25 protein-coding genes are annotated in these 21,772 nt (G+C 66.3%); all 25 read left to right on the forward strand.

The window, feature by feature from the left end; genetic code table 11:
• Nucleotides 1-2 precede the first annotated feature (2 nt).
• Nucleotides 3-1,553: a DUF4055 domain-containing protein gene (locus VGQ44_17190; GenBank protein HEV8448570.1), complete on the forward strand. Its 1,551-nt coding sequence runs from the start codon at nucleotides 3-5 to the stop codon at nucleotides 1,551-1,553.
• Complete coding sequence (locus tag VGQ44_17195; protein ID HEV8448571.1) at nucleotides 1,554-2,612, forward strand: minor capsid protein; 1,059 nt, start codon at nucleotides 1,554-1,556, stop codon at nucleotides 2,610-2,612.
• The gene (locus VGQ44_17200; GenBank protein HEV8448572.1) at nucleotides 2,609-2,953 is read left to right on the forward strand and encodes a hypothetical protein; all 345 of its coding nucleotides are present in this window, start codon (nucleotides 2,609-2,611) and stop codon (nucleotides 2,951-2,953) included. The genes VGQ44_17195 and VGQ44_17200 overlap by 4 nt, the downstream gene beginning before the upstream one ends.
• Nucleotides 2,954-2,983: 30 nt before the next feature.
• Nucleotides 2,984-3,661, forward strand: coding sequence for a hypothetical protein (locus tag VGQ44_17205; GenBank protein ID HEV8448573.1), 678 nt, complete (start codon nucleotides 2,984-2,986; stop codon nucleotides 3,659-3,661).
• 251 nt (nucleotides 3,662-3,912) lie between these two features.
• On the forward strand, nucleotides 3,913-4,314 hold the full coding sequence (locus VGQ44_17210; GenBank protein ID HEV8448574.1) for a hypothetical protein: 402 nt from the start codon (nucleotides 3,913-3,915) through the stop codon (nucleotides 4,312-4,314).
• A 17-nt stretch (nucleotides 4,315-4,331) separates the two neighbouring features.
• Complete coding sequence (locus VGQ44_17215) at nucleotides 4,332-5,399, forward strand: hypothetical protein (GenBank protein ID HEV8448575.1); 1,068 nt, start codon at nucleotides 4,332-4,334, stop codon at nucleotides 5,397-5,399.
• A 30-nt stretch (nucleotides 5,400-5,429) separates the two neighbouring features.
• The gene (locus VGQ44_17220; protein ID HEV8448576.1) at nucleotides 5,430-5,651 is read left to right on the forward strand and encodes a hypothetical protein; all 222 of its coding nucleotides are present in this window, start codon (nucleotides 5,430-5,432) and stop codon (nucleotides 5,649-5,651) included.
• Nucleotides 5,652-5,745: 94 nt separating this feature from the next.
• A complete protein-coding gene (locus VGQ44_17225; GenBank protein ID HEV8448577.1) occupies nucleotides 5,746-6,306 on the forward strand; it encodes a DnaT-like ssDNA-binding protein in 561 nt (186 codons plus the stop codon).
• Between the two features lies 1 nt (nucleotide 6,307).
• The gene (locus tag VGQ44_17230; GenBank protein HEV8448578.1) at nucleotides 6,308-6,682 is read left to right on the forward strand and encodes a hypothetical protein; all 375 of its coding nucleotides are present in this window, start codon (nucleotides 6,308-6,310) and stop codon (nucleotides 6,680-6,682) included.
• Nucleotides 6,679-7,053, forward strand: coding sequence for a hypothetical protein (locus VGQ44_17235; GenBank protein HEV8448579.1), 375 nt, complete (start codon nucleotides 6,679-6,681; stop codon nucleotides 7,051-7,053). The genes VGQ44_17230 and VGQ44_17235 overlap by 4 nt, the downstream gene beginning before the upstream one ends.
• The gene (locus tag VGQ44_17240; protein ID HEV8448580.1) at nucleotides 7,050-7,700 is read left to right on the forward strand and encodes a phage tail terminator-like protein; all 651 of its coding nucleotides are present in this window, start codon (nucleotides 7,050-7,052) and stop codon (nucleotides 7,698-7,700) included. The genes VGQ44_17235 and VGQ44_17240 overlap by 4 nt, the downstream gene beginning before the upstream one ends.
• 10 nt (nucleotides 7,701-7,710) lie before the next feature.
• Nucleotides 7,711-8,622, forward strand: a complete 912-nt coding sequence (locus VGQ44_17245; GenBank protein HEV8448581.1) for a phage tail tube protein — start codon at nucleotides 7,711-7,713, stop codon at nucleotides 8,620-8,622.
• A 221-nt stretch (nucleotides 8,623-8,843) separates the two neighbouring features.
• Nucleotides 8,844-8,999 carry a hypothetical protein gene (locus tag VGQ44_17250; protein ID HEV8448582.1) on the forward strand — a complete coding sequence of 52 codons (156 nt, stop codon included), beginning with the start codon at nucleotides 8,844-8,846 and terminating at the stop codon, nucleotides 8,997-8,999.
• Between the two features lie 117 nt (nucleotides 9,000-9,116).
• Entirely contained in the window at nucleotides 9,117-9,626 is a 510-nt protein-coding gene (locus VGQ44_17255; GenBank protein ID HEV8448583.1) for a hypothetical protein, read from the forward strand.
• 68 nt (nucleotides 9,627-9,694) lie between these two features.
• Nucleotides 9,695-9,889, forward strand: coding sequence for a hypothetical protein (locus VGQ44_17260; protein ID HEV8448584.1), 195 nt, complete (start codon nucleotides 9,695-9,697; stop codon nucleotides 9,887-9,889).
• Nucleotides 9,882-13,295 carry a hypothetical protein gene (locus tag VGQ44_17265; GenBank protein HEV8448585.1) on the forward strand — a complete coding sequence of 1,138 codons (3,414 nt, stop codon included), beginning with the start codon at nucleotides 9,882-9,884 and terminating at the stop codon, nucleotides 13,293-13,295. The genes VGQ44_17260 and VGQ44_17265 overlap by 8 nt, the downstream gene beginning before the upstream one ends.
• A gap of 3 nt (nucleotides 13,296-13,298) precedes the next feature.
• Complete coding sequence (locus VGQ44_17270; GenBank protein HEV8448586.1) at nucleotides 13,299-14,063, forward strand: hypothetical protein; 765 nt, start codon at nucleotides 13,299-13,301, stop codon at nucleotides 14,061-14,063.
• A 5-nt stretch (nucleotides 14,064-14,068) separates the two neighbouring features.
• A complete protein-coding gene (locus tag VGQ44_17275; protein ID HEV8448587.1) occupies nucleotides 14,069-19,093 on the forward strand; it encodes a hypothetical protein in 5,025 nt (1,674 codons plus the stop codon).
• Nucleotides 19,093-19,278: a hypothetical protein gene (locus VGQ44_17280; protein HEV8448588.1), complete on the forward strand. Its 186-nt coding sequence runs from the start codon at nucleotides 19,093-19,095 to the stop codon at nucleotides 19,276-19,278. Before VGQ44_17275 ends, VGQ44_17280 begins: the two co-directional genes overlap by 1 nt.
• Entirely contained in the window at nucleotides 19,275-19,490 is a 216-nt protein-coding gene (locus tag VGQ44_17285) for a hypothetical protein (protein ID HEV8448589.1), read from the forward strand. Before VGQ44_17280 ends, VGQ44_17285 begins: the two co-directional genes overlap by 4 nt.
• 153 nt (nucleotides 19,491-19,643) lie before the next feature.
• The gene (locus VGQ44_17290; protein HEV8448590.1) at nucleotides 19,644-20,063 is read left to right on the forward strand and encodes a hypothetical protein; all 420 of its coding nucleotides are present in this window, start codon (nucleotides 19,644-19,646) and stop codon (nucleotides 20,061-20,063) included.
• 1 nt (nucleotide 20,064) lies between these two features.
• On the forward strand, nucleotides 20,065-20,547 hold the full coding sequence (locus VGQ44_17295; GenBank protein ID HEV8448591.1) for a hypothetical protein: 483 nt from the start codon (nucleotides 20,065-20,067) through the stop codon (nucleotides 20,545-20,547).
• 24 nt (nucleotides 20,548-20,571) lie between these two features.
• On the forward strand, nucleotides 20,572-20,961 hold the full coding sequence (locus tag VGQ44_17300) for a hypothetical protein (protein HEV8448592.1): 390 nt from the start codon (nucleotides 20,572-20,574) through the stop codon (nucleotides 20,959-20,961).
• A gap of 13 nt (nucleotides 20,962-20,974) precedes the next feature.
• The gene (locus tag VGQ44_17305; protein HEV8448593.1) at nucleotides 20,975-21,205 is read left to right on the forward strand and encodes a hypothetical protein; all 231 of its coding nucleotides are present in this window, start codon (nucleotides 20,975-20,977) and stop codon (nucleotides 21,203-21,205) included.
• Entirely contained in the window at nucleotides 21,206-21,772 is a 567-nt protein-coding gene (locus VGQ44_17310; GenBank protein HEV8448594.1) for a hypothetical protein, read from the forward strand. It begins immediately after the preceding gene.

The following is a 21,772-nucleotide window of genomic DNA, read 5'->3' on the forward strand; positions in this document are numbered from 1 at the left end:
CGATGACGACGCTCCTCGACGTGATCGGCAGCAACATGAACGAGAACGGCACGGCGGATACGGCCGACTCCTCGGCCGCGCAGCTCGTCGAGTCGAGCGCCGGCGCAACGCCGGACCATCCGAGCCCGGCGTACCTCCGCATGAAGCCACGCTGGCTCCGCTGTCGCGCGCTGATGGGCGGCTCGGACGGGATTCGCGCGGGGGGCGAGTTATACAACCCGCGGTTCGATGGCGAGACCGACGACCAGCTCGCGGCGCGGATCTCCCTCTGCGCGCTGACCAACTTCTTCGCGCGCACCGTCAAGGCGTGCGTCGGGATGTTGCTGCAGAAGCGCCCAGAACTCGGCCAGGACATGCCGACCGACTTCGTCGACTTCTGGGAGAACGTGGACGGCAAGGGCACGCACGGTGCCGTCTTCACGAAGAAACTGGCGACCGACGCGATGGTCGACGGCCACGCGGGACTGCTGGTCGACTACCAGCGCGTGCCGAACGCCTCGAGCGTGGATGCCTCACAGGAGAAGGCGCTCGGCCTGCGCCCGTATTGGGTCAAGTTTCGCGCGCAAGACATTTTCCTGGAACTATTCGAGGCGATTAACGGCCAGCAAACGCTCGTCCTCCTCGTGCTGCGCGAGATCGTCGAGGAGTCGTACAATCGGTTCGGCATTCGCGCGCGCGCGCGGTATCGCGTGTACGAGCGCACGCAGGGCCGCGTCATGTGCGAATTGTGGACCTCTGCCCCTGGCGGCGGCACGCCGACGCAGACGCAGAAGCCGACTGCGATGCTGAACGTCACGGAGATCCCGTTCGAAAAGTGCGTCGCCGGCGATGAGTTGACGCTCGTCGAAACCCGGCCAGCGTTGCTGGACTTGGCGGACCTGAACATCGAGCACCACCAGATCAAGACGGACATTCGGAATCTCGAACGGTTGGCGATGGTGCCGACCGTCGTGCGGAAGGGCTACGTCGCGCCGGTCGACGACAACGGCGACCCCGATCCGGCGCCGGTACTCCTCGGCCCGCGGCAGGTCATCGACGTACCGATCGAGGGCGACGTGAAGTGGCTCACGCCCGACACGGCGGTGCTCGATCCAGCCATGAAGTCGCTCGAGGACGTCAAGCTCGACATGGGCACGTCCGGGCTGTCTTTCTTGGCTCCGGAACAGGCGCGGCCGAACGAAACGGCCGAGGCCAAGCGCATCGACGCCGCCGCGCAGAACGCGTCGCTCGCCACGTTCGCGTCGAACCTGCAGGACTGCCTTGAGGCGGCCGCCGGCCATACCGTCGCGTTCATGGGGCTACCCGACCTGGAGGAGGGATCGATCACGGTCAACACCGACTTTGAGCGCGCCGTGATGAGCCCCGCGACGATCTCGGCGCTCGGCACGTTGGCGGCGAACGGGAAGTTGTCGATCGAGACGCTGCTCGCACTGCTCGAGCGCGGCCAGGTGCTGGACGACGGGTTCGATCGCGAGGCGGAGCTCGCGCGGATTCTGAAGGAGACCACACTACCACCCGCCGCAGCGACGACGGATACGGGGGCGGCGGCGTAGATGGCGATCGACTTCGCCGGCGACGCGCGCGGCGTCCAGTTGCAACTCCTAATCGAGCGCGCCAAGTACGAACGCTGGCTCGCGTCCGAAGTGCGCGCGCTGATTGAGCGCGAATTCAGGAAGGTCGTCGACACGATCCTCTCGCCCTCGTTCCGGTCGCTCAGCCAGTTCGAGCAGGCGCGGAAGTTGGACCTGTTCCGCGATCTCGACCGACAGATGCGCTCGATGTACGGCGACGTCTCCAACATCGCAACGCGCGAGCTGGCGAAGTATTCCGACGCCGAGCAACTCATCGCCCGCGAGGAGGTGATGTCCGGCGTGCCCGACGCGCTCAGCGTCCGGTTCGGCGCGTTCCTGCCGAAGACGACCCTTCGCGCGATCGCCGAACTGCCGATCCAAGGTCTGACGCTCGGAGACTGGTTCACGGCGCAAGCCAACTCGATGTCGCTCAACGTGCGGCGGATCATCCAGAACGGCCTCGTCGAAGGCAAAGGGATGGCGGAGATCTCCCGCCGGATTGTCGCCGACACGCGAACGCTGGAGCCCGTGCTCTCGCGGCGCGCGGTCAACGAGGCGCGGATCATCACGCGCACCGCGACGACCGCCGTCCACAACGCCGCGGCGTTCGAGAGCTATCAGTCGTTGCCGCCGGGCGTGAGCAACTCGTACCGCTACGTCGCCGTGCTCGACAACCGGACGTCGGAGATTTGCCGCGAGTTGGACGGGAACGTCTACCGCTACGACGACCCGAACCGCGTCCTGCCGCCGCAGCACCTGAACTGCCGCTCGACGACGCTGCCGATCCTCCGCGGCGGCGAGGCGACGGTGACAGAACAGCGCGATCAGCCGCTCACGCTCCGGTCGTACGCGAGTTGGCTCAACGGCCAGAGCAGGAGCGCGCAGGACGATCTCCTCGGCGTCCGCGCGTCCGCCGTGCGGAACGGATCGATGTCCCTCGCCGATGCGATCAGTTCGGATACGAGGACGCTCACGCTCGCGCAATTCGTCAAACGCGTCGGGCTCACGCCGGCGCGCGCCACCACTGGAATTAGCCTATGAACGATCGGGAAACCGTCTCCCCGGCGCTCCGCGCAGATGAGTGGCGCGAAATCGAACCCGATCTGCCTACGTTTGGCCCGGCGCATCGAGAGGCGATGCGCGCGCTCGCGAATTCACTCCATGAGGCCAACGGCGGGCTGCTCGCCAAAATGATCGCGCTCGCCAACGCCGCCCTGCCGGTCGATGATCCGCGGAAGTTCACTCACGTTACCGTGGACGTGCTTCGACAGATGCCGGCATTTCTCCGCGGCGCCGGAATGGGTGCGGACCCGGACGGCGCTGGCCGGTTCATCTCCAACCTCGCCGACGTGATCGAGTCGTATCTCCCGCCCCGCCCGTAGTTCCCTTCCCTCACCACCAGGATGCCGCCGATGCCGCTCAAATTCTTCGCCAAGAAAGAGGAAATCCCCGAGGCACAACGCGAGACCGCGATCGAACTGAAAGACGGCCGGTTCACCGTCGAAGAGCCGGTTGACACGACAACACTCGAATCGACGCTCGCGAAAGAGCGCGCCGACCGAAAAGAGGAGGAGAAGGCGCGCAAAGCCGCCGAGAAAGAGCGCGACGAGTTGAAGCGCACGCAGGCCGCGCGCGAGAAAGGGATCAGCGACGAGGAGCTGCAGCGGATTCGCGACGACGAGGCGAAGGCGCGAAAGCCGATCGAGGACGAGCGCGACCGTCTGCGGAAGGAGAACGACCAACTCAAGCGCACCGACAAGGTCCGGACGCTGGCGCTGGCGAAAGGCATCATGCCCGACCGGATCGAGGACGCCATGCTGCTGCTCGACACGCGCACGGAACTGACCGACGCTGGCGCGGTCGCGGTGAAGGACAAGGCCGGGAAGATCACCGCCGAGACGCTCGACGACTTCCTCGGCAAGACGTTCAAGGCCGAGAAGCCGTGGCTCTACAAGGGATCTGGCGCGAGCGGGTCCGGCGCGACGGGTTCGACTGCGGAAGAGGAGGAAGAGGGCGAGATCGAACTCGTTCCGGCCGCCGCGAAGGCGACGGACATCTCGCGGCGCGAGCGCATCGCGAGCAATTTCTGATGTGCGTTCGGTCGCTGTCATCTTGACAGGACGCGGCGGCAGACGTACTCTTGCGTTGTGAGCCGGTAGGCGCGATGCCGAATCGGCGTAGAAAATAGCACCAACGGCGAGCGCGGGCGCGATGCCCTCGCTTGATCGGCCCAGGCGCGATGCCGGGGTGATGCGGATCGATGATGCTGTCCCTCGCGGACAGGTCTCGACTGCGTCACCCCGGCTTTTTCGTTTTCACGCTCTTCTGAGGACAGCAGCCAATGGCTCTCGTCACTCGCGATGCGAACGCCAGCGTCGACGCATCGTCGGCGATGTTCGCCCCCCAAATCACGGGGAACATCTACGCCGGTGAAGCGCTGTCCGCCTGCGCGGCGTGCTACATCAAGGCGTCGGACGGCAAGGTGTACCAGTCGAACGGCACCGCGGCGACGGAACCCGCGACGTTCTTCGGCTTCACGCCGGAACAGCGCAACATCGGCGAGCCGGTGACGCTGCTCGGCCTCGGCCTCCGGATGCGCTACGGCACCGGCCTCACGATCGGCGCGAAGCTCTTCATCGCGGCCACGGCGGGCCTGCTCGACACCGCGGCCACGACGGGCGGCCTGACGGCGGTGGCCCGCGTGATCACCGCGACGGACATCCAAGTCATCGCGCAGTTCTAACCGGAGCGACCTGACTCATGGCACAGAAAACAGGCACCTTCGACATTGGGTCACTGCTCGCGGTTCGCAATCTGTCCGCGGTCAAGTTCGGCCTGTCGACGGTCGAGCAAGTGCTCGCGGCCGACAACGAGAAGTACAACCTCCAGGTCCAGCAGGCGCTCACCGATCTCTGCGACACGTCGGACGATCGCCAGCGCGTCGCCGGGAACTCGATCGGCGGCGACATGCAGGAAGCGAGCGAGTACTCGCGCATCCCGACGCAGCGCGACATTCCCTCGTACCTGATCGGCTTCCCGCTCCGCAAGTACCAGTTCGCGATCGGCTGGACGCGGGAGTGGGAGAAGAAAAAGACGCCGGCCGATTTCGCCATCTCGCAGCAGGCCGCGCAGGGCGCGAACCTCCGTCGCATGCGGTATGAGATGCAGAAGGCGATCTACACGCCGACGAACACGTCCTTCGTCGATTTCCTCCGCGACAAGGCAACGCTCGCGGTCAAGGCGTTCATCAACGCCGACTCGACGGCCATCCCGAACGGGCCGAACGGCGAAGTGTTCGACGGGACGACGCACACGCACTACACGGGATCTGCGACGCTCACCGTCGCGGCCGCGCAGGCGCTCATCACCAACGTCGTCGAGCACGGGTTCGGCGGACGTCTCCGGATCCACATCAATCAGGCCGACGTCGCCGCGTGGAGCGGCCTGACGGGCTTCGTGCCGCTCCAGGTGCCGTACGTGCAGATCAATCAGGCGGCGAACCAGGTCGCCGAGCCGCGGTTGGACATCACGCGCCTCGACAATCGGTTCATCGGCTATTTCAACGCCGCCGAAGTCTGGTCGAAGCCATGGGCGCCGGCAAACTACGCGTTCGCGACGGACGTCTCCTCGCCCGCCAAGCCGCTGCTGCGGCGCACGGACGACCTCGACCCGCAGGCCGGTCTCCACGTCGAGGCCGAGCTCGAGACGTTCCCGCTCCGCGCGCAGTATCAGGAAAACAAGTTCGGCTTCGGCGTGTGGAACCGGCTGAACGGCGCGGTCCTGCAGTTCAACAACGCCAGCTACTCGGCGCCGACGCTCACCTTCTAACCGGGCGCTGATCGCTCTCTCGAGGTTCTCATGGCAGAAGCACTCCGGCCCGGCGGCCTGTACTACATCGGCGACACCGCCGTCGACGCGAATGGCGTCGAGATCAAGGACGCGCCGAAAAAGGACAAGGACACGGACCCCAGCGAGCAGCCGGGTGCCGTTGGTGGACCGTCGGTCGATCCGATGGAGCGGCTGGCCGACATCCTCCAGGGGAGAACGGCTGCGAAGAAGCCCGCGGCCGACAAGCCGTAGCGAACTCGCGGGGGCGCGAGACGGGGCGGCGCGGAGGTTCGTCGCCGCCCCGTTGTTTTTTGGGGGGATTTCACCAGTCGCCGAGGAGGCATAGATGGATTTGATTGCCACCGTCGGCGATCCGGCGGCCAATACCTACGCGCTGATCCCGGACGCCGACGCGTTAGCCGAGACGCGCATCGGTGCCGCGGCGGCGGCATGGTTCGCCGCGAGCGACGACGACGGGAAATCCCGCGCGCTCATCACGGCGACGCGCGACATCGATTCCCTCGCCTCGGGCCCAGCGCTCAAGAGCGAGGTCGACTTCAAGGGCGCGCGCGAGACCGACACACAATCGTTGGAATTCCCGCGCGACTATCTCCCCGGTGTCCTGCCGCCGACGCTCGTCGCGGCGACGATCGAGCTGGCGATCGTCTACTATGCTGACCCGACGGGGGCCGCCCTCGAGCCGGTGCAATCCGGCATCACGAACGTTAAGGCCGGCGACGTCTCAGTCACGTGGGACCCGCTCGCGCCGGCTTCCATCAACGGCACGATCTGGGCGCTCCAGCGATTGCCGGGCATCGTCCAACGGCTCCTCGGCCCGCTCCTCATCGTGCGCATCCTCACGAACGTTGGGTGGGGCTTCGGCGGCGAAGCGCGGCGGAGCTCGTAACATGGGGACCTACGCGGCGCTTATCCGGAAGGCGGTTCGAAGCATTCCCGCCGAACTGCGCACCGACGTCACGTTCGAGCGGCGGACGCAGGGCGCGTCCGATCCGACGACGGGCCTGCCAGGCGCGCCGGTCATCACGACGATCACTGGTGTCGGCATTGGCTCCGCGGGCGACGTCGACGAATACCTCGCGCTCGGCCTCGTGCAATCGTCGGCGCGCACCATCGAATTCATCCCCGACGCCGGTCAGGCCGAGACGCTGCCGCTCGAGGGCGACACGATCACATGGGCCGGCGCCGCCTACACCGTCAAGGCCGCGTATCCGACGCAGCCGGGCGGCGCGACGCTCGCCGCGCGCGTGGTGCTGTCGCGATGACGGGCTTCGCGGACGCGATCCGGTCGTTCGGGCTCAAGGTGAAAGCCCAGAGCGAGAACGTCGTCGCTGGGTCGGCCATTGAAGTGCTCCGCTCAATCAAGACGGGCTCGGAGCTCACCGGCGCGCCCGGCCAGCCCGTCGACACGGCCCGGCTCCTCAACTCGTGGCAGCTCGAGCAACTCTCGCGGCTGTTGTGGAGCGTCTCGACGAACGTCGAATACGCGCCGCCGATCGAAGAGGGCGTCGGCCGATTCGGACCGCTGACGCTGCGCAGCCAGGTCGGCGGCTTTCATTCCGTCGCGTCAACGCGCGCGAACTTCGATCGGATCGTCGCGTACGTCACGCCACGTGTGCAGGGCGGGACGCCGTGATTCACAATCACCTCGCCATGCAGCTCGCCATGCGCGCGCGTCTCATGACGCTCGTCGTGTCGACGACTGGCTCAGCAACCCTCGCGGCCACGCTCACGGGCTACGCGCGCTCGACGGGGTCGTTCGTCACCGACGGACTGGCGCCGGGCATGGAGCTCACGCCCTCGGGATTCTCGTCGAACCCCGTGGGCACGATCAGCGACATGACCGCACTCGCGGTCTCGGTCTCCGGCACGCGTTCGGCGCAGGCCGCCGCGGCAGGGCGTTCGCTCGTCGTCGGCCTCCCATCGCTTCGCGCGTGGGAGAACGAGACGGTCGAGCCGATTCAGGGCCAGCCGTACGTCGAGGAGCAATACGTCCCCGGGCCTGCGGCTGTGCAGGAACTCGGGCCGGGCGCGCGGAGCGAAGCGCGCCCGATGTACTGCCCGCGGATCTTCGTCAAGTCGAACACGGCGATCGCGGCCGATGGCCGATACGCCGACGCAATTCTGGCGCTCTTCCCGCCTGGCCTCACCCTGACCGCAGCGGACGGCTCGCTCCTCTGCGTCATGTCCAGCCCCGCGCCGTACCGCGGCCAGCGTTTGCCTGGCGTCGCCGTCGGCTGGTCGTGCATCCCAATCACGATCCCGTTCTACACTCTCAACTGAGCCTCCTCCTATGGCACTCGAAGTCGGCACGCATGTCCTAGCGCGCTACATCCCGGAAGTGACGTGGGGGACGACGCCCGCCACGCCAACGATGCAGGCGCTGCGCGTGACGTCGGTGACGCCGAAATACTCGCGCACCACGGTCCAGTCGAAGGAACTCACGACCGCCGGTGAAATTCAGGACTATATCCGGACGAAAGAGGGCGGCGGCCTCGCGTTCAATTTCGAGATGTCGTACGGCAACCTCGACGACATCCTCTCCGGGCTGTGGGGCGCCGCCTGGGCGACGAACGTGCTCAAGGTGGGCAATACGCGGGAGTCGATGTCGTTCGAGCTCGGGTTCTCGGGCATCAACCAGTTCGCGCTCTACAAGGGCGCGATGTGGAAGACGCTCGCGTTGAGCGTCGTGAAGGGCCAAGTCGTGAGCGGGTCGGCTGAATTCGTCTCGCAACCGTGCGTCTGGTCAGCGACGACCGCCGCAACGTCAGTCACGGCGGTCGAGACCAACGGCATCATGGACCCGATCGCCGGCTTCCAGTCGATGGCGGTCGCGTCCGTCGCGGTCGACGGTCCGCAGGAGTGGACGCTCTCGGTCACGCGAAACCTGATCGAGTTCGATCAGCTCGGGAGTTTGCAGTTGGCCGACCTGCAGCTCGGTCAGTTCGTCGCCACGGGAACCATCAAACAGTACTTCAAGGATCGGACGAACATCGACCTCGCCGCGGCCTATTCCGACAACGCGGTCGCCGTCTCGATCGGCGGTGCGTCGACGCTCAAGTACGACTTCCTCTTCAACAAGACGAAGCTCACGCTGTCGAACATCGCGAACCTGGTCGTCAACGGAGCCGCCGTGGTCGAGTTGGCGTACGAGTGCAAGACCGACCCGACGAATTCGACCGCGCAAGTCACCAGGCATCCGTAAGTCGGAGGATTCGATGGCGAAACGGAAGAAGCCGAAGCTCGGCACCGGGAAGCGATTCGCGTCGCTCAAGTCGTCGCTCGCCCAAGACGGGGGCGACGAACCCCGACGCCCTGGCCGCGTACATCGGCCGCCAGAAGTTCGGCTCGGCCAGGTTCGCCAAGCTGTCCGCGCACAAGCGCGGCGGCGGCCGTCACAACATGGGCATCTAGGAGGATTTTCGCATGGCGAAAGCGAGAAAGGGAGTCATTCCGGCAGCACTGCGCCCGTTCGTGAAAAAGAAGAAGGCGGGCGCGAAATCGAAGGGCGGCAAGAAGCGCATGCCCGCGTCGCTGGCGCGGAAGCTCGGAAAGCCCGGGCTCGGGTCGACCGCGTACTAGCAGTCCCTCGTGTTCGGCGTTCGTTGATCCTCTAGCCGTGAGCGGCATCCCCGGCGAGCGAGGGCCAGCGTTGACGGGCGCCGAGCACTCCCCCTCAACTCGTGGAGCTGGCACGAAATGACCAAGAAAGCGAAAAACGCCGTCGATCTCTCGGAGCTCGACACGTACGAACGCGGCGAAGAGCCGCAGCCCCTCGTCCTCATCGACCCGCGCGACGGCTCGCCCGTCGGCGGCAAAGAGGCGCCCGCGACGCTCTATGTCCTGAGCCTCGACGGCGAGACGATGGTCACGTGGAACGACGAACAGGCGAACAAGAACCTCAAGCGGACCACCTCGATGTCGAACGAGGAGGCGCGCGAATTTCTCATCGCCCGCTCGGCGCGCTGCCTGATGGCCCGTCCGTGGGTCAACGTCGAGTGGAAGGGCAAGCCCGTCCCGTTCAGTCTCACGAGCGCCAAGATGCTCATGACGCGCCTGCCGTGGGCGAAGAAGCAAGTCGATGCGCTGGCGAGTCGCGAGGCGGCGTTCCTGGGAAACTCATTGCCGCCCTCGTCGAGTTCGGACGACACCATTTCCGACTCGCCGAGCGGCCAGGAACCAGCGCTTCAACTGTCCGCGAATGGCTAGAGGGAGCGCGCGACGTCGATCCGTCGGCCGCAGAGGCGCTCATTCCGCCACCGATCCCGGAGGGCGCGTTGTCGCTCTGGGATCTCTTCCTCGACCTGCACGTGAGCCGGCCGTATAGCGGCATGGGCGCGCCGGCGGGCATCTCGTACACGGAGATCGCGGCCTACGCCTCTGTGCGTGGCCGGCGGCTCGAGCGCGTGCACGTCGACGCCATTCGCGCGCTCGACCGCGCGTTTCTGACGAAGGGCGAGGTCGATGGCTGATCTCGCGACGCTACAGGTCAACATCGAGGGCGCGGGCGTCGACGAGATGACGGCGCGCCTCAACCGGCTCGCGGACGCTGGCGCGCGCGCGGAAGGCTCTGCAGGCACGGTGAGCGGCGCGGTGAACAACACGGCCTCGGCGGCGCGCGCTGGCGCGGCGGCGGTGGGCGGGTTCGGCGACGCGAATCTTCGCGCGGCCGAGGCGGCGAGCCATCATCAGATCACGCTTGGCCGCGTGGAGCGCTCGCTTGAGAGTTTCATCGTTCAGACCACGGGGGCGAACGAGCAGGTTGGTCTCCTCGCCGCCGCGTTCGGTCACTTGGAGATCGGAGCCGTCGGCATGATCGCAGTGCTCGGCGGCACGTTCGCCGTGCTCAAGGTCTACGAGCTGCTCACCGAGGACACGCGGAAGGCGCGCGAGGAACAAGACAAGCTCACGGAGTCGCTCGGCAAGTGGTATGACGCGCAGCAGCGCGGCGCCGGGGGCGGGTTCCTCCAACAGATCGGCGCCGAAGAAAAGGCGCTCGGCTCACTCCGAACCACGCTCGACAACACGCTGCGCGGCACGTCGGCAGGCGGCATTTTCGAGGTCTTCAAGGCCGACGTCGCCGCGATCGTCGCCGGCAGTTTCGACCCGAACCAAGCCGGCATCGAGTTTACGACACGATGGGCGCAATACGTCCAGGCGCAGAAGGATGCGATCACGAAGGGCGAAGCCGAAGTGCAGGCCGCCGCGAAAGCGGCCTTCGCCGCGCTGATCGACGAGGGGCTGAAAAAGAATTCCGAGCAGTCAGGGGGCCTCGCTTCGCTGATCTCAGGCGGCCAAGCGTCGGGTGCCGTCTACGCCGACGCCTCGGCCGCGATCGCACGCTACCAGCACGCGCTCGATGGGCTGAGGCAGGCGTATAGTGGACTCTCCGACGCGAACAAGGAGTTGAACCTTCGCCAGCAAGCGGGCCTCCTCGCTGATCTCACGCAGCTCACCGACGCGCTCCACGCCGCCGAGATGCACCGGCTCGACGCGCTGACTGAAACAACCGCCGAGGCGGAAAAACAGCGGGCGCTGCAGGATCTGCTAACAGTCGACGTCGTGAAATATTCCGCCGCCGTCCGCGACGGCCAGGTGGTTACCAAAGACGGTCAGATTGTGTACGAGTCGACCATCGCGACCACGGTACGGCTAACCGATCTGCTCGCGGCGGAAGAAGCCCAGCTCCGAAAGACGGCCGAGGCGACGTCGATCCTCACGGCGGAGCAGAAGAAGGCGCTCGCCGGCGATCCGTTCCACATCACCGGCGGCCCGATCGGCGACCTGACGACGCTCGGCAACGAGGTGAAGAAGGACACGGCCGCGCTCAACGATTTCACGCGGCAGGGGCTCACCGACTACGCCGCCCAGATGACGAAGGCGGCCGAGATCACGCGACAGGCGACCGACGAGGTGCATCACCTGTCGGAGACAGTCGGCCGCGAATTAGTCCGCGCCGTCGTCGATTTCGCGGCGTCGGGCAACATCTCGTTCAGCACCTTCTTGAAAGACGGGAGCAACCTCGCGCTCCGGATCGTGGGCCAGTTCGATCAGGGCGTGAGCGAGCTGCAGGGGAAGCTGAAAGAGGCGATGAAGATTGGCGGCGTGGCCGGGGAGAGTGCGGTCGCGACGATCAAGGGGCAGCTCGATCAGCTCGAATCTCAGGCCGCAAAGATCAAGGACCTCGCCGCTGGGATTGGCGGCCTCTCGCTCGGCTATTCCCTCGGCCAGCAAGGGCAAGCGGGCCTCGGCGCTGTCGGCGGTGCGGCGCAAGGGTTCCTGACGGCTGGCCCGGGCGGCGCCGCGATCGGCGCTGTCGCTGGTGTAGTCGGCGGCCTCCTCGGCGCGGCGCAAGCACACCGCGAAGCCGCGGCCGCGCTACATGCGGCTGGTGACAGAATCCAAGCGTCGCTGCAGAACTTCGCCGGGTTCAGCGGGCCGACCGCGGCGCTCGCGCAGAACGCGGCAACGTACCAGCAACTCCGCAGCGCGATCATCGACGACATTCGCGAGGCGGCGCACCAGGGAGACCGGGGAGCGTTTCAGACCGGCGTCACGCAATTGGGTCAACTCGACGCGGAGAACGCGGCAAACGCGCAACGGATCGTTCAGAACTTCTTCGCGGGCCTCACGCAGCAACTGAACGCACTGAACGGCCCGGCGGGCAACTACCAGAACGCGCTCGACGCGCTCAACAAAGAGTATGCCGACAACGTCGCGACCATCGAGGCGACCTTCGGCGGCCAAGACAAGCTCAATCAGGCGACAGAGCTCTACCAGAAGAAACTCGACGCGCTCAACGCGGCCTACGCCGAAGCGGCCAAGCAGCTCCAGTTCTCGCTCGACGCGCGCGAGGCGTATGCGAAGGGCCTGACAGCGGAAGGCGACGCGATCGCGCGGCGCGCGCAAGAGGACAAGGAACTCTTTGACGCTCAGCAGGCGGGCTACACCGACGCCCAGATCGCGCAACTGAAATACATCCAGGGCCTCGAGGACGAGGCGGCGCTCAAGAAACAACTCGCTGACGCGAACAACGCCCTCGCGCAGAATCTCGCTGGGGGCCCTGGCGGCACGGCGGCGTCTGCATTGGCGGCGTCGCTCGCGCCGCTGTTGCAGAAACAGGCAGCGGATCAGGAGGCGTATAACCAAGCCGTGATCGACGGGGTCGACCCGATGACGCAACTCGCCTTGCAGGTGACGCTCGCCGCCGACGCGGCCGCGATTGCCGCGACGGCTTTTCAGGCGACCGTCGCCGCGCTGCAGCAGTCGACATCGGACATCGAGAATGCGGTCTCGGGTGGGTTTATCAGCGGCGCGTCTGGGCTCGCCGGCGAGCGGTCCAACCTCGGCACGCTCTTCGGCATCGATCCGTCGACGATCACCGATGCGCTACTCAAATCGCTCTATACCGACCCGACGCAGCAGGGCGGGCTCACGAATCAGCAGCGCGCGCAGAACGCCGCGATCGACCAGTTCTTCAAAGATGAGGCGCAGTGGGGTCCCCAGATGGCGACGGCCGCGGCGGCGCTCGCCTCGCCGGCCTCCGGTGCGTTCACGTCAGCGACCACGGCGATCACCAGCGGGGCGCGCGCGTTGACCGATCAAGTGGGCAACCGCATGGCCGACTATCTCGCGACGCTCGTCATTCGGACGACGGAAATTCGTGACGACAATCGCAACTCGCGCAACAACGCCTACGGTGGCAGCGGCGTGACGGTCATCGTCCAAGTGCCACCGGGGGCGAGCCAGAACGACGTCGCCGCGGGCAAGCGTATCGCGAAGACGGTCGACGAGGCGCTCGGCTCACTCAAGATTAACACCGATCGCTCGCGAGGCGTGAACACGATCGGCGGCACCGGCTCGCTCATCGGAGGCTGACCGATGCCCGTCTATTCGTTCGCCCTCAAGATCGGCGGCGTCGACGTCACGACGTACGGCGTCATCGTCTCGGACCTGCCGAACAATTGGGACGCGCCCGCGATCTCGTATCCCGAGGTGCAGATCCCCGGTCGCCGCGGCACGGTGCGCACGAGCGCGAAACGCCAATACGCGCCCACGGACTACGTCGTCAAAGGGAACCTCATCGGCACGTCGCCGAGCGATTTTGAGTCCAAGCGCGATGCCCTGCACCTCGCGACGCTCGGCGATGCCGTCCTGATTGGCGGGAATCAGACGGCGCGCCAGCGCACCGGCAGCGTCACGTCGATTCAGTATCCGCAACTCTACCCGAGCGCGGCGCAGGCACCGATCCTGATTACGGTGCACTGCGAGGACCCGATCGCGTACGCGACGTCGGCGACGACGGTCACCGGCTCGTCCGGCTCGGACCTGGCGTGCGCAGTCGGCAGCGAGGACAGCTTTCCCGTCGTCACCGCGACGAGCCCGACGTCGCCCCTCGTGATCACGTACAAGAACCACGCGGGCACCACGATCGCGACGGCGACGATCACGTTCCCTGGCTCGCCCGCGACGATCGTCGTCGACATGCTCCTGCAGCGCGTGACGGCGGCTGGCGTGCGGCATGACGAGTATCTCACGGCCGGAGACTTCTTCGCGCTCTCGCCCGTGGACGCCGTGGGCGGCTCGCCGACGGTGCGCATCTCGTCCGGCTCGGCGTCGATCGTGTACACGCAGGCATTTCGATAGTCGAAATGCCGCTCGCCCGCCTGGAGCTTTGGAACACCATCGCCGCGAACGGCGGCTCGCGCCTCTCGACGGGCGGCTTCCTTCCCTATCGCACCGCGTGGTCGACGACGCGGTCGCTGATCAACCCGGAGTCGATGACGTTCTCGATTCCGGGGAACTCGGAAGCCGCCTCGCTCGTCCGGAAGGGGCTCGTCGCGCGACGGTGGAAATCCGACAGCGACGTCGACTGGTGGCCGATCGACCAGGTTGTGACGAATCGCGCGTCGGGCACCGACGTCGATGTGACGTGCAGCCCGCTCAGCTTCCTACTCGGCCAGCACGGGATCATTGCCGACCCGCTGGCCTCGCCACTCAACGGCATTCCGTCGACGTCGTTCGGGTTCGTCGGCCTGACGTTCACGGAAATGCTGACCACGTACGTCACGACGAACGCGAGCGTGACGAGCGTGTTGCCGTGGGTCACGCTCGGCACGATTGAGCCGACGGCGACATTCGACCTCGACGTGCAGGACGTCAACACGCTGTCGCTCATCACCGCCGGGCTCGGCGCCCTCGCGGCACTCGGTGTCTTGGCAGAATTCCAGCTCGATCCGAGCGGCGCGATCAACATCTTCACCACGATCGGGTCGACGGCGCCCAAGTTCTTCGTGCGCGTCGGGAAGAACCTCCAAAGTCTCAAGCGCACGGTCGACGGCTCGCAGCAGTATTCGCGGCTCTCGCCGAAGCTCGCGACGCTGAGCGACGGCACCACCACGGCGATCGGGAATGCGCGCTGGGCCGTGACGAACGTCGCGTCGAATGTGATCACGCTCGCCGATCCGGCGGAAGGCGCGGGGCCCATGGGCTTCGACGATCAGCTCAACGGCCTGTACGTCTACGTCGAGGCGACCGGCTCGTTCGTGGCCATCACCGACTCGAGCGCCGCGAATCAGACGGTCACGCTCACGAGCGGCACCGGCATCTCGAACGGAATGCTGCTCCAGTTCCGCACGACGAACGGCTCGCCGGCGGGCGTGCCGACGTTCCTCGACTGGCCGCTCTTCACGTCCACCACGCCGCCGGGCATTGGCATCGTCGCGGGTCAGATCGACAAGTCCACCCTCCAGGCCGTGCCGAACCTCGCCGTCAACGGCACGATGCGCTCGTGGGCGACGCCGACGGCGTTGCCCGATGGCTACACGTTTCGCCAATTCAGCAGTCTCGGGGCGACCGGGGCAACCTCAACGCCCACGCCGATCGCGGGCGGCGGCTACATCGACATCAGTCAGAACACCGATCCGCTGTTCACGAACGTCGCGAAACAGAATCTCCATTTTCGCGCGATCAATGGGACGCTCGTCTCGCCGCCGGCGAAGGTCACGCCCTGGTTCGATGGGATGCCGGTCTCGGTGCGCCTTCGGCTGATCCTGACCAACGGCTGGGACCCGACGCTCAACTCCGGCGCCCTGATGCGGATGAATCTGGGCATCATGAAGGCGGATGGCTCGATCGTCCAATGGTTCGACGACAAGCGAGTGGCATATGCACAGCCCGGCAACGGCCGGCCGTCGCTCGGCGGCACGCTCGGACCGGAGGGCCAGTTCGTCGACATCATTCTCGAAGATCAAGACATCACGACGCCGTCGCTCCTCGCGCCAAGCATCTTCGCGGCCGTCCAGGCCAGCGACATTAGCGATCTCTCAGGCTCCGCGCAGGGCCTCGTCGTTATGCTCAATTTCGCGTGGTCGGCGATCACGGGGTTCGCGCTGACGCCGATCGAGGGATACATCGACTCGATCATGATCACGCCGGGCGGCGTCCCGCCCGACACGCAGAGCGAATTCGGCGAAGCCAATCAGGCATGGCAGGCCACGAATGCGGGCCTCGCCCTCGTGAACCCGGCGCAAGCGAGCTACGAAGTCGCCCTGCTGGACTTGGCGCGGCTGAATCTCGACGTCGACCCTTCCGCCTCGCCAACGCTCGGCGGCAGTGGCGTGATCTTCGACGCGGAAGTCGGGGCCAACGACAACGAGCGGCTCGTTGAGATCGTCGAGAACCAGTGCGTCGAGGGCGATACGAAGCTCACGTTCTCGAACAAGAACAAGCGCCTCACGGATCTCCTGTTCCAGCCCGGCGCGCCGAAGAGCGGCAGTCCGCTCGCGGGGACGACGACGGCGGTAGCCTCGACGGGTGGGACCAGCCCGCCCAGCTCTGGCGGAACGCTCGCCGCGCCGGTGGTGACGCTGACGCTCGACGGCTCGAACGTGCCGACTGCCGTGTGGACGGTGCCGCTCGGCGTGAACAAGACGTGGTACGCGTGGTCGACATCGGCGCAGCCTACCGCGGCCGATGCACTGGCAGGGACGGAGATCGACGCGCCGGCCGACTTCACGGCGACGACGTCCGCGATCACTTCCGGGCAGACGATTTACATCACGGTCGTCGGGAAGGACACGTTCGGCCAGACGACGCCGGCTGGCTTCGCGCATCTCAATCTGGCCGCGCCGCCGGGCGTGCCGGGTCGGACGGATATGGCACCGCTCTTCGTGGAAGACGGCGGCGGCGGTCCGCGGCACACTGACACGCTGTACATCTACGAAAACGAAGGGATGGTGCACAGCATGACGGGCGGCCGGAACAACGGGCCGCATTGGCTGACCCGCAATTTTACCAGCCAAGCGACCTATATGAGTTCTGGCAGTGGAACGAAGGAAGGCCGCGTTCTCTGCTGGATCGACCTCACGGGGAAGACGATTGTCGCCGACGGGCAGTTGCTGTACCAGGCGATGAACAACGGCGCATCTGGCTCGTGCCATCTCGCGTTCGGTCTCGACAGCTCGCGCCACGTCCTCGTATATCGGACCGACAACGGCTCCGATGCCCTGCTGCAGACGTCCACAGTGACCGTCCCGGCGTCGGGACGGTACCTCCTCGAGTTCGGCTTCCTGATTCACGCCTCGGCTGGGTATGTGACGTGCCGCGGCTACGACATCAGCGCCGGCAGCCCGACGACAAAGACCGACTTCTTCGACGTCACCGGCATCGACACGCTGAGCAGCTTCGCGAGCGTCGCCGAGGACATCGAAATCTGTTCGTGGGGCTCCGATGCCTTTACGACGACGGCGTTCCAGGTCGGCGGCATCGACGACATTCCGATGGGCGGCTTCGCCTTCTTCGACGCGACGGGCCTCGGCCACACGGCGTTCGTTGGCGACGTCATGGCGCTCAGCGCGTTCGTGGCGAGTGCGGGGCATTACGCCGACGCGCCGATCCCGTGGCAGTTGTTGAATTGCAAAGAGGCGCCGGGCTATCTCTCCGCTGGCGAATTCGAGTCGTCGACGCAGCGCAACAGCTACGGCATCGCGACCTTCAACGCCGCGAACGTCGGCTCCGTTCTCGCCGTCTCGCCGTTCGGCACATACGCCAATAGCGCCGGAACGGGGGCGCTGATTCGTCCGGGCGTTCGATCCGGATCGACCGACGCAGACAACGGCACCGACTTGCGCGTCGTGTTCAGCGACTGGGGCGGCTCGCTCGGTAAGCCGTCGGACGGCCTCGATAAAGCCGTCTATTTCACTGTGGACCCGGCGACGAGCGCCGCGTGGGCGGTGAGCGCCGCACAAGCGGCGGAGCCCATTTTCCAATCGAAGGGCAGTGATCGCCTCGTGATGACGCAAGCCGGGCTCACCATCGTCTACCGCCCCGCGAACGGCACCGATGGCCAGGTGAACGGCAGCGTCGGCTCGCGCGACCAGCCCGTCACGCCGCTCGAATGGATGGACCTCGGCGCCACCAACACGACCGGCCAGGGCGTTCACGCGAATTACAAGAACGACTCGGCCGGAACGAACCGGATTCAGGGCGACCCGTTCACGAATGCGACCGCCGGCGCGGACGGCGGCCGTGCGATGACCTACAACCACTCCTATGCCGGGAGCGGCGTCTGGCCGGGCGGCAATTTCGGCGTCATTCTCGGCCCGGTCGGCGGGTATTGGCTCACAGACTTCCCGCCCTCGTTCGCGAACGGGTCATTCAGCGCGCCCGCATTCATCGAACGATCCCAGCAGAAGACCGCGGGCATCTGGGTCAATTTCCACAGCAACACGCTGTCCGCCGACCTCAAGCTCTTCTCGTTCTACGACACCAGCGGCGTCGAGGCCGTGGCCGTGTTCCTCACGACCGCGCGCAAGGTTCGCGTCGACAACATCCACGGCGCCGGCAATCCGTTCAACCTGGTCGCGGCGACGGCGACGGCGCTCAGCTCCAACGGGCTGAATCAGGTCGAAGTCGAGCTCGGGCTCGACACCGTCTTTGGCTATGTGAACGTCTGGCGCATCGACGGGAGCACCGGCACGCGCACGCTGATCGGCAGCGCGAGCGGCATCGACACGCGACACACGAGTGGGAAGAACATCGGCGGCGTCGCGTTTGGCTTCGCGCTCGGGACGGCGAACGGGGACGGCCTCACGGTCAGCGATGCCTTCGTGGCCTCGTGCGGCACGACCGGCGGCGGAACAGGGCTCGGCGGCTGTCGCGCGGCCACCTTGCTCGCCAACGCGGTCGGCGCCCATAACAGCTCGGGCGGACCGTACACGAAAGTCACCGATGATCTCGGCTCTGGGGCCATCCCGGACGGCGACTACAACGTGCTCACCGCGGCCGCGCAGGAGGACACATACAAGGTGCAGGGCGCGCCGGGCGATTGCGTGACCGTCCTCGGGGCGATGCCAATCGTCTATGTCTCTCGCGCGCCGAGCGGCTCAGGGACGAACCAAGGCCGAATGGCCATGATCATCGGCGGCGCGGAGTTGCGCGGCCGCGAATTCAACATCACGCACGACTGGCCGGACGGCGATGGCGGAAAGCTCAACCTGAGCAGCAGCCTGGGTCGTCCGCTCGTCGCGACGCTCAACCCGTCGACCGGTTCGGCGCTCGCCCCGGCGGACTTCGGCGGCGGCAACGCCGAGGTGGGCTATCTCCTCTCGGCCCACAACAACGACCACTGGATCCGCCAGGTCGTCATTTCCCTCCTCTACGCGTGGACGCATTGATGACGTTTTTCGTGTTTCGGCAAACGCGCCTTCCCGACGGTTCCCTCGGCGAGACGCGCATCGCGACGGGTCGTCGATTCGACACGAACGGCGAAACGAACGACGTCCGGACCGACGCGGCCGCGTGGGTCGCCGATCGTCCCAATCCGGACGCCGTGTTCAAGATCGTCGAGGTGCCCACGTGATTGCCACAGAACGGCGGTCCGTCTACATCGTGCTCCGACGCTCGACGGCGCTCGACCCGCCCTCGGGCTGGCAGCAGGCGACGCGGATCAATTTCGTCGACCGGGCGGCCGCTGAGCGGTGGATCGCGCATGTCAGCCGTCGGGCGGAGAACGCGGTCCAGTTCAAGGCGGAAGAGGTCGAGGAGGACCCGCCCATCTACCAGGCCGGCTAAGGCTGGTTAAAGCGGGTGTTTTAGAGTATGCTGTAGCTATGTAGAACGGGTCACACATCGCGCACGACCAAGTGCGTCTCCGGCGGCACGTGAGGGCTCCCAGCACATCGGGGCATCGCGGGCCGCCTTTTTCGTTTGCGGGGGTCCTCGTGAATGGCTGCGAACGGCGGATGGACGATCGAGACGCTCCGCGAGCACTTCGATGTCGTGCTCGGGGCGAACGATCGACGCTACGAGCAGCGGTTCAAGGACTCGCAGACGGCCGTCGACGCCGCGCTGAACGCAGCGAAGGAAGCAGTGCTCAAGGCCGAGATGGCCAGCGAGAAGCGCTTCGAGGGCGTCAACGAATTTCGTCAGACGCTCGCCGATCAACAGCGAACGCTCATGCCTCGTGCCGAAGCCGAACTGCGCATGGGGGCGATCGAAGCGCGGCTCGAGTCGATCACCAAGGCGACGTCCGCGCGCAACGCCGAGCAGAAGGGCGGTCGCGAAGTCTGGGCGTGGGTATTCAGCGGCGTGATGGCGCTGGTCGCCGTCGGATCGCTCGTCGCTGCGGTCGTCGCGAAGAAATGACGTGCTCACTCTCACCGCGTGGAGCGCTATGCGCCTCGAGGATCAGACGGTCCCCCCGGATGGCGCATGGGTCCAGTGGGTCAAGCTCATCGTGCCAGCCGCGTTTCTCGCCGCCATCGCGCTCGGCTGGAACATCGTCCGACCGGCGATCACGCGACTCCTCTTCTACTTCCTGCGGCACGAGGACGGCCAACTCTACTTCCAGAAGTATTTCGGCGAGACGATGGGAAGCGTGAACGTCGAACTAGCGACCACGGCCAGCGCGGTGCGGACGCTGCAGAACCGCTTCGAGGATTTCGCGCGCACGCAGACGCGCACGGATCTCCGGATCGGCGAACTGGCTTCACGGTTCGAGACCGTCGTCGAACGATTCGATGCAAGCATCGATCGCCTCGCCCTGGCGCTCGCGAAGATCGATGGAGCGACGGAAGAGCGGCGATACACAGCAACGAACCACCCGCGACGACGCGACGGCGACCGATGAACCGAGGAGAGGCGTGAGGCATGGATGAACTACCACGACGTGCGGGACTGGCTCTGGCTGACAGTGGCCCTCATGTCGTGGCTCGCCACGTACCTCGCCGTCAGTCTGCGCCGCGCGTTGCGTCCGCACATCGGCCACCTCGCCGCCCTCGAGCGGGTGTCCGAGGACCGTACGAGGCGGATCGAAGAGGCGGCCGTTGCCGTGCGTTTGTCCAACGAAGAGACGGCCCTCTCTGTGCGCTTGTCGAACGAAGTCAAGATGAAATCCGACGAGTTGGTGCGCGAAGAGATCAGGATCATGCAAGACGACAACCGGCGAGTCGTGGAGGCAAGTCACTCCGTGCTCGAGGAGTTGATGGGCGTCGCAAGGGAACTCAGGTTACGGCATCCGACGGCCACCAATCACCAGCACTAAACGGAGAATTCCCATGGCCCAGAAGCTGAAACCCCTCTGCGTCTTCGGTCCGGACAGCGCCGGCGGGACGACGATCGCCGACCTTCGTGCGCTACTCGCGAATCCGGAGTACAGCGGCGACGACGCCGCGATCACGATCCTGCAGAAAGGCAAGGACTTTTTCGCGCGCGTCTCGAATGCCGAAGGCGCGCACCCCACGGACCTCAACGAAGCGACGCAGTGTCCTGGCAGCCCGCGGTGCTAGATGGACGCCGAGACAGTCGCCATCGTCATGGCGCTGTTGCCAGCGGTCACGCTCGGCGGGCTTCGGCTCGCCGGGCGGCGCCGGGATGCGCGCCTTTGGTGGATCGCCGCCGGCTTCGCCGTCTCGTGGCTGGCGAACGTGACCGCGCTCGCGTTTCCGCCGAACGACCGCTGGGCACCGACGCTCGTATACCCGGTCACGCAGGTTGCGCTCATCGCCACGGCGTTCTGGCCGCGCCGCATGGTGCTCTTGCTGGTGCTCGACCTGAGCGCGATCGGACTGGCCGCAATCGTCTGGCGAGGATTGCACGCGCCGGACGTGGTGCTCCACTCGGCCGCGTCGCTCGCTGTCGTCGCCATTGTGGTCGACCGTCGGGATGCCTCGTGGCTGGTGCGCGGCTCACTGCTCATCTACTTCGGCCTCGGCCTCGTCGCGTGGATCCCGCACGCGATGTGGGTTCACGCCCATCCGCTCGCCCACGGCGCAGCGCCGACGTACTGGCCGTACCAGGGCGTGCTGCTCGCGGGGCTGTTGGCGTTCTCGTGGGTGTGCATCAGCGACGAATGA

This window comes from Gemmatimonadaceae bacterium (assembly GCA_036003045.1).
Lineage (GTDB): Bacteria > Gemmatimonadota > Gemmatimonadetes > Gemmatimonadales > Gemmatimonadaceae > JAQBQB01.

Excerpts from the sequence above, each read along its gene's own strand:
- VGQ44_17220 (HEV8448576.1), top strand. The coding sequence starts at position 5,430 with ATGGCAGAAGCACTCCGGCCCGGCGGCCTGTACTACATCGGCGACACC.
- VGQ44_17200 (HEV8448572.1), top strand. The coding sequence starts at position 2,609 with ATGAACGATCGGGAAACCGTCTCCCCGGCGCTCCGCGCAGATGAGTGG.
- VGQ44_17195 (HEV8448571.1), top strand. The coding sequence starts at position 1,554 with ATGGCGATCGACTTCGCCGGCGACGCGCGCGGCGTCCAGTTGCAACTC.
- VGQ44_17250 (HEV8448582.1), top strand. The coding sequence starts at position 8,844 with ATGGCGAAAGCGAGAAAGGGAGTCATTCCGGCAGCACTGCGCCCGTTC.
- VGQ44_17290 (HEV8448590.1), top strand. The coding sequence starts at position 19,644 with ATGGCTGCGAACGGCGGATGGACGATCGAGACGCTCCGCGAGCACTTC.
- VGQ44_17235 (HEV8448579.1), top strand. The coding sequence starts at position 6,679 with ATGACGGGCTTCGCGGACGCGATCCGGTCGTTCGGGCTCAAGGTGAAA.
- VGQ44_17205 (HEV8448573.1), top strand. The coding sequence starts at position 2,984 with ATGCCGCTCAAATTCTTCGCCAAGAAAGAGGAAATCCCCGAGGCACAA.
- VGQ44_17210 (HEV8448574.1), top strand. The coding sequence starts at position 3,913 with ATGGCTCTCGTCACTCGCGATGCGAACGCCAGCGTCGACGCATCGTCG.
- VGQ44_17225 (HEV8448577.1), top strand. The coding sequence starts at position 5,746 with ATGGATTTGATTGCCACCGTCGGCGATCCGGCGGCCAATACCTACGCG.
- VGQ44_17305 (HEV8448593.1), top strand. The coding sequence starts at position 20,975 with ATGGCCCAGAAGCTGAAACCCCTCTGCGTCTTCGGTCCGGACAGCGCC.
- VGQ44_17215 (HEV8448575.1), top strand. The coding sequence starts at position 4,332 with ATGGCACAGAAAACAGGCACCTTCGACATTGGGTCACTGCTCGCGGTT.
- VGQ44_17230 (HEV8448578.1), top strand. The coding sequence starts at position 6,308 with ATGGGGACCTACGCGGCGCTTATCCGGAAGGCGGTTCGAAGCATTCCC.
- VGQ44_17190 (HEV8448570.1), top strand. The coding sequence starts at position 3 with ATGACGACGCTCCTCGACGTGATCGGCAGCAACATGAACGAGAACGGC.
- VGQ44_17245 (HEV8448581.1), top strand. The coding sequence starts at position 7,711 with ATGGCACTCGAAGTCGGCACGCATGTCCTAGCGCGCTACATCCCGGAA.
- VGQ44_17265 (HEV8448585.1), top strand. The coding sequence starts at position 9,882 with ATGGCTGATCTCGCGACGCTACAGGTCAACATCGAGGGCGCGGGCGTC.
- VGQ44_17300 (HEV8448592.1), top strand. The coding sequence starts at position 20,572 with ATGAACTACCACGACGTGCGGGACTGGCTCTGGCTGACAGTGGCCCTC.
- VGQ44_17275 (HEV8448587.1), top strand. The coding sequence starts at position 14,069 with ATGCCGCTCGCCCGCCTGGAGCTTTGGAACACCATCGCCGCGAACGGC.
- VGQ44_17255 (HEV8448583.1), top strand. The coding sequence starts at position 9,117 with ATGACCAAGAAAGCGAAAAACGCCGTCGATCTCTCGGAGCTCGACACG.
- VGQ44_17270 (HEV8448586.1), top strand. The coding sequence starts at position 13,299 with ATGCCCGTCTATTCGTTCGCCCTCAAGATCGGCGGCGTCGACGTCACG.
- VGQ44_17280 (HEV8448588.1), top strand. The coding sequence starts at position 19,093 with ATGACGTTTTTCGTGTTTCGGCAAACGCGCCTTCCCGACGGTTCCCTC.
- VGQ44_17310 (HEV8448594.1), top strand. The coding sequence starts at position 21,206 with ATGGACGCCGAGACAGTCGCCATCGTCATGGCGCTGTTGCCAGCGGTC.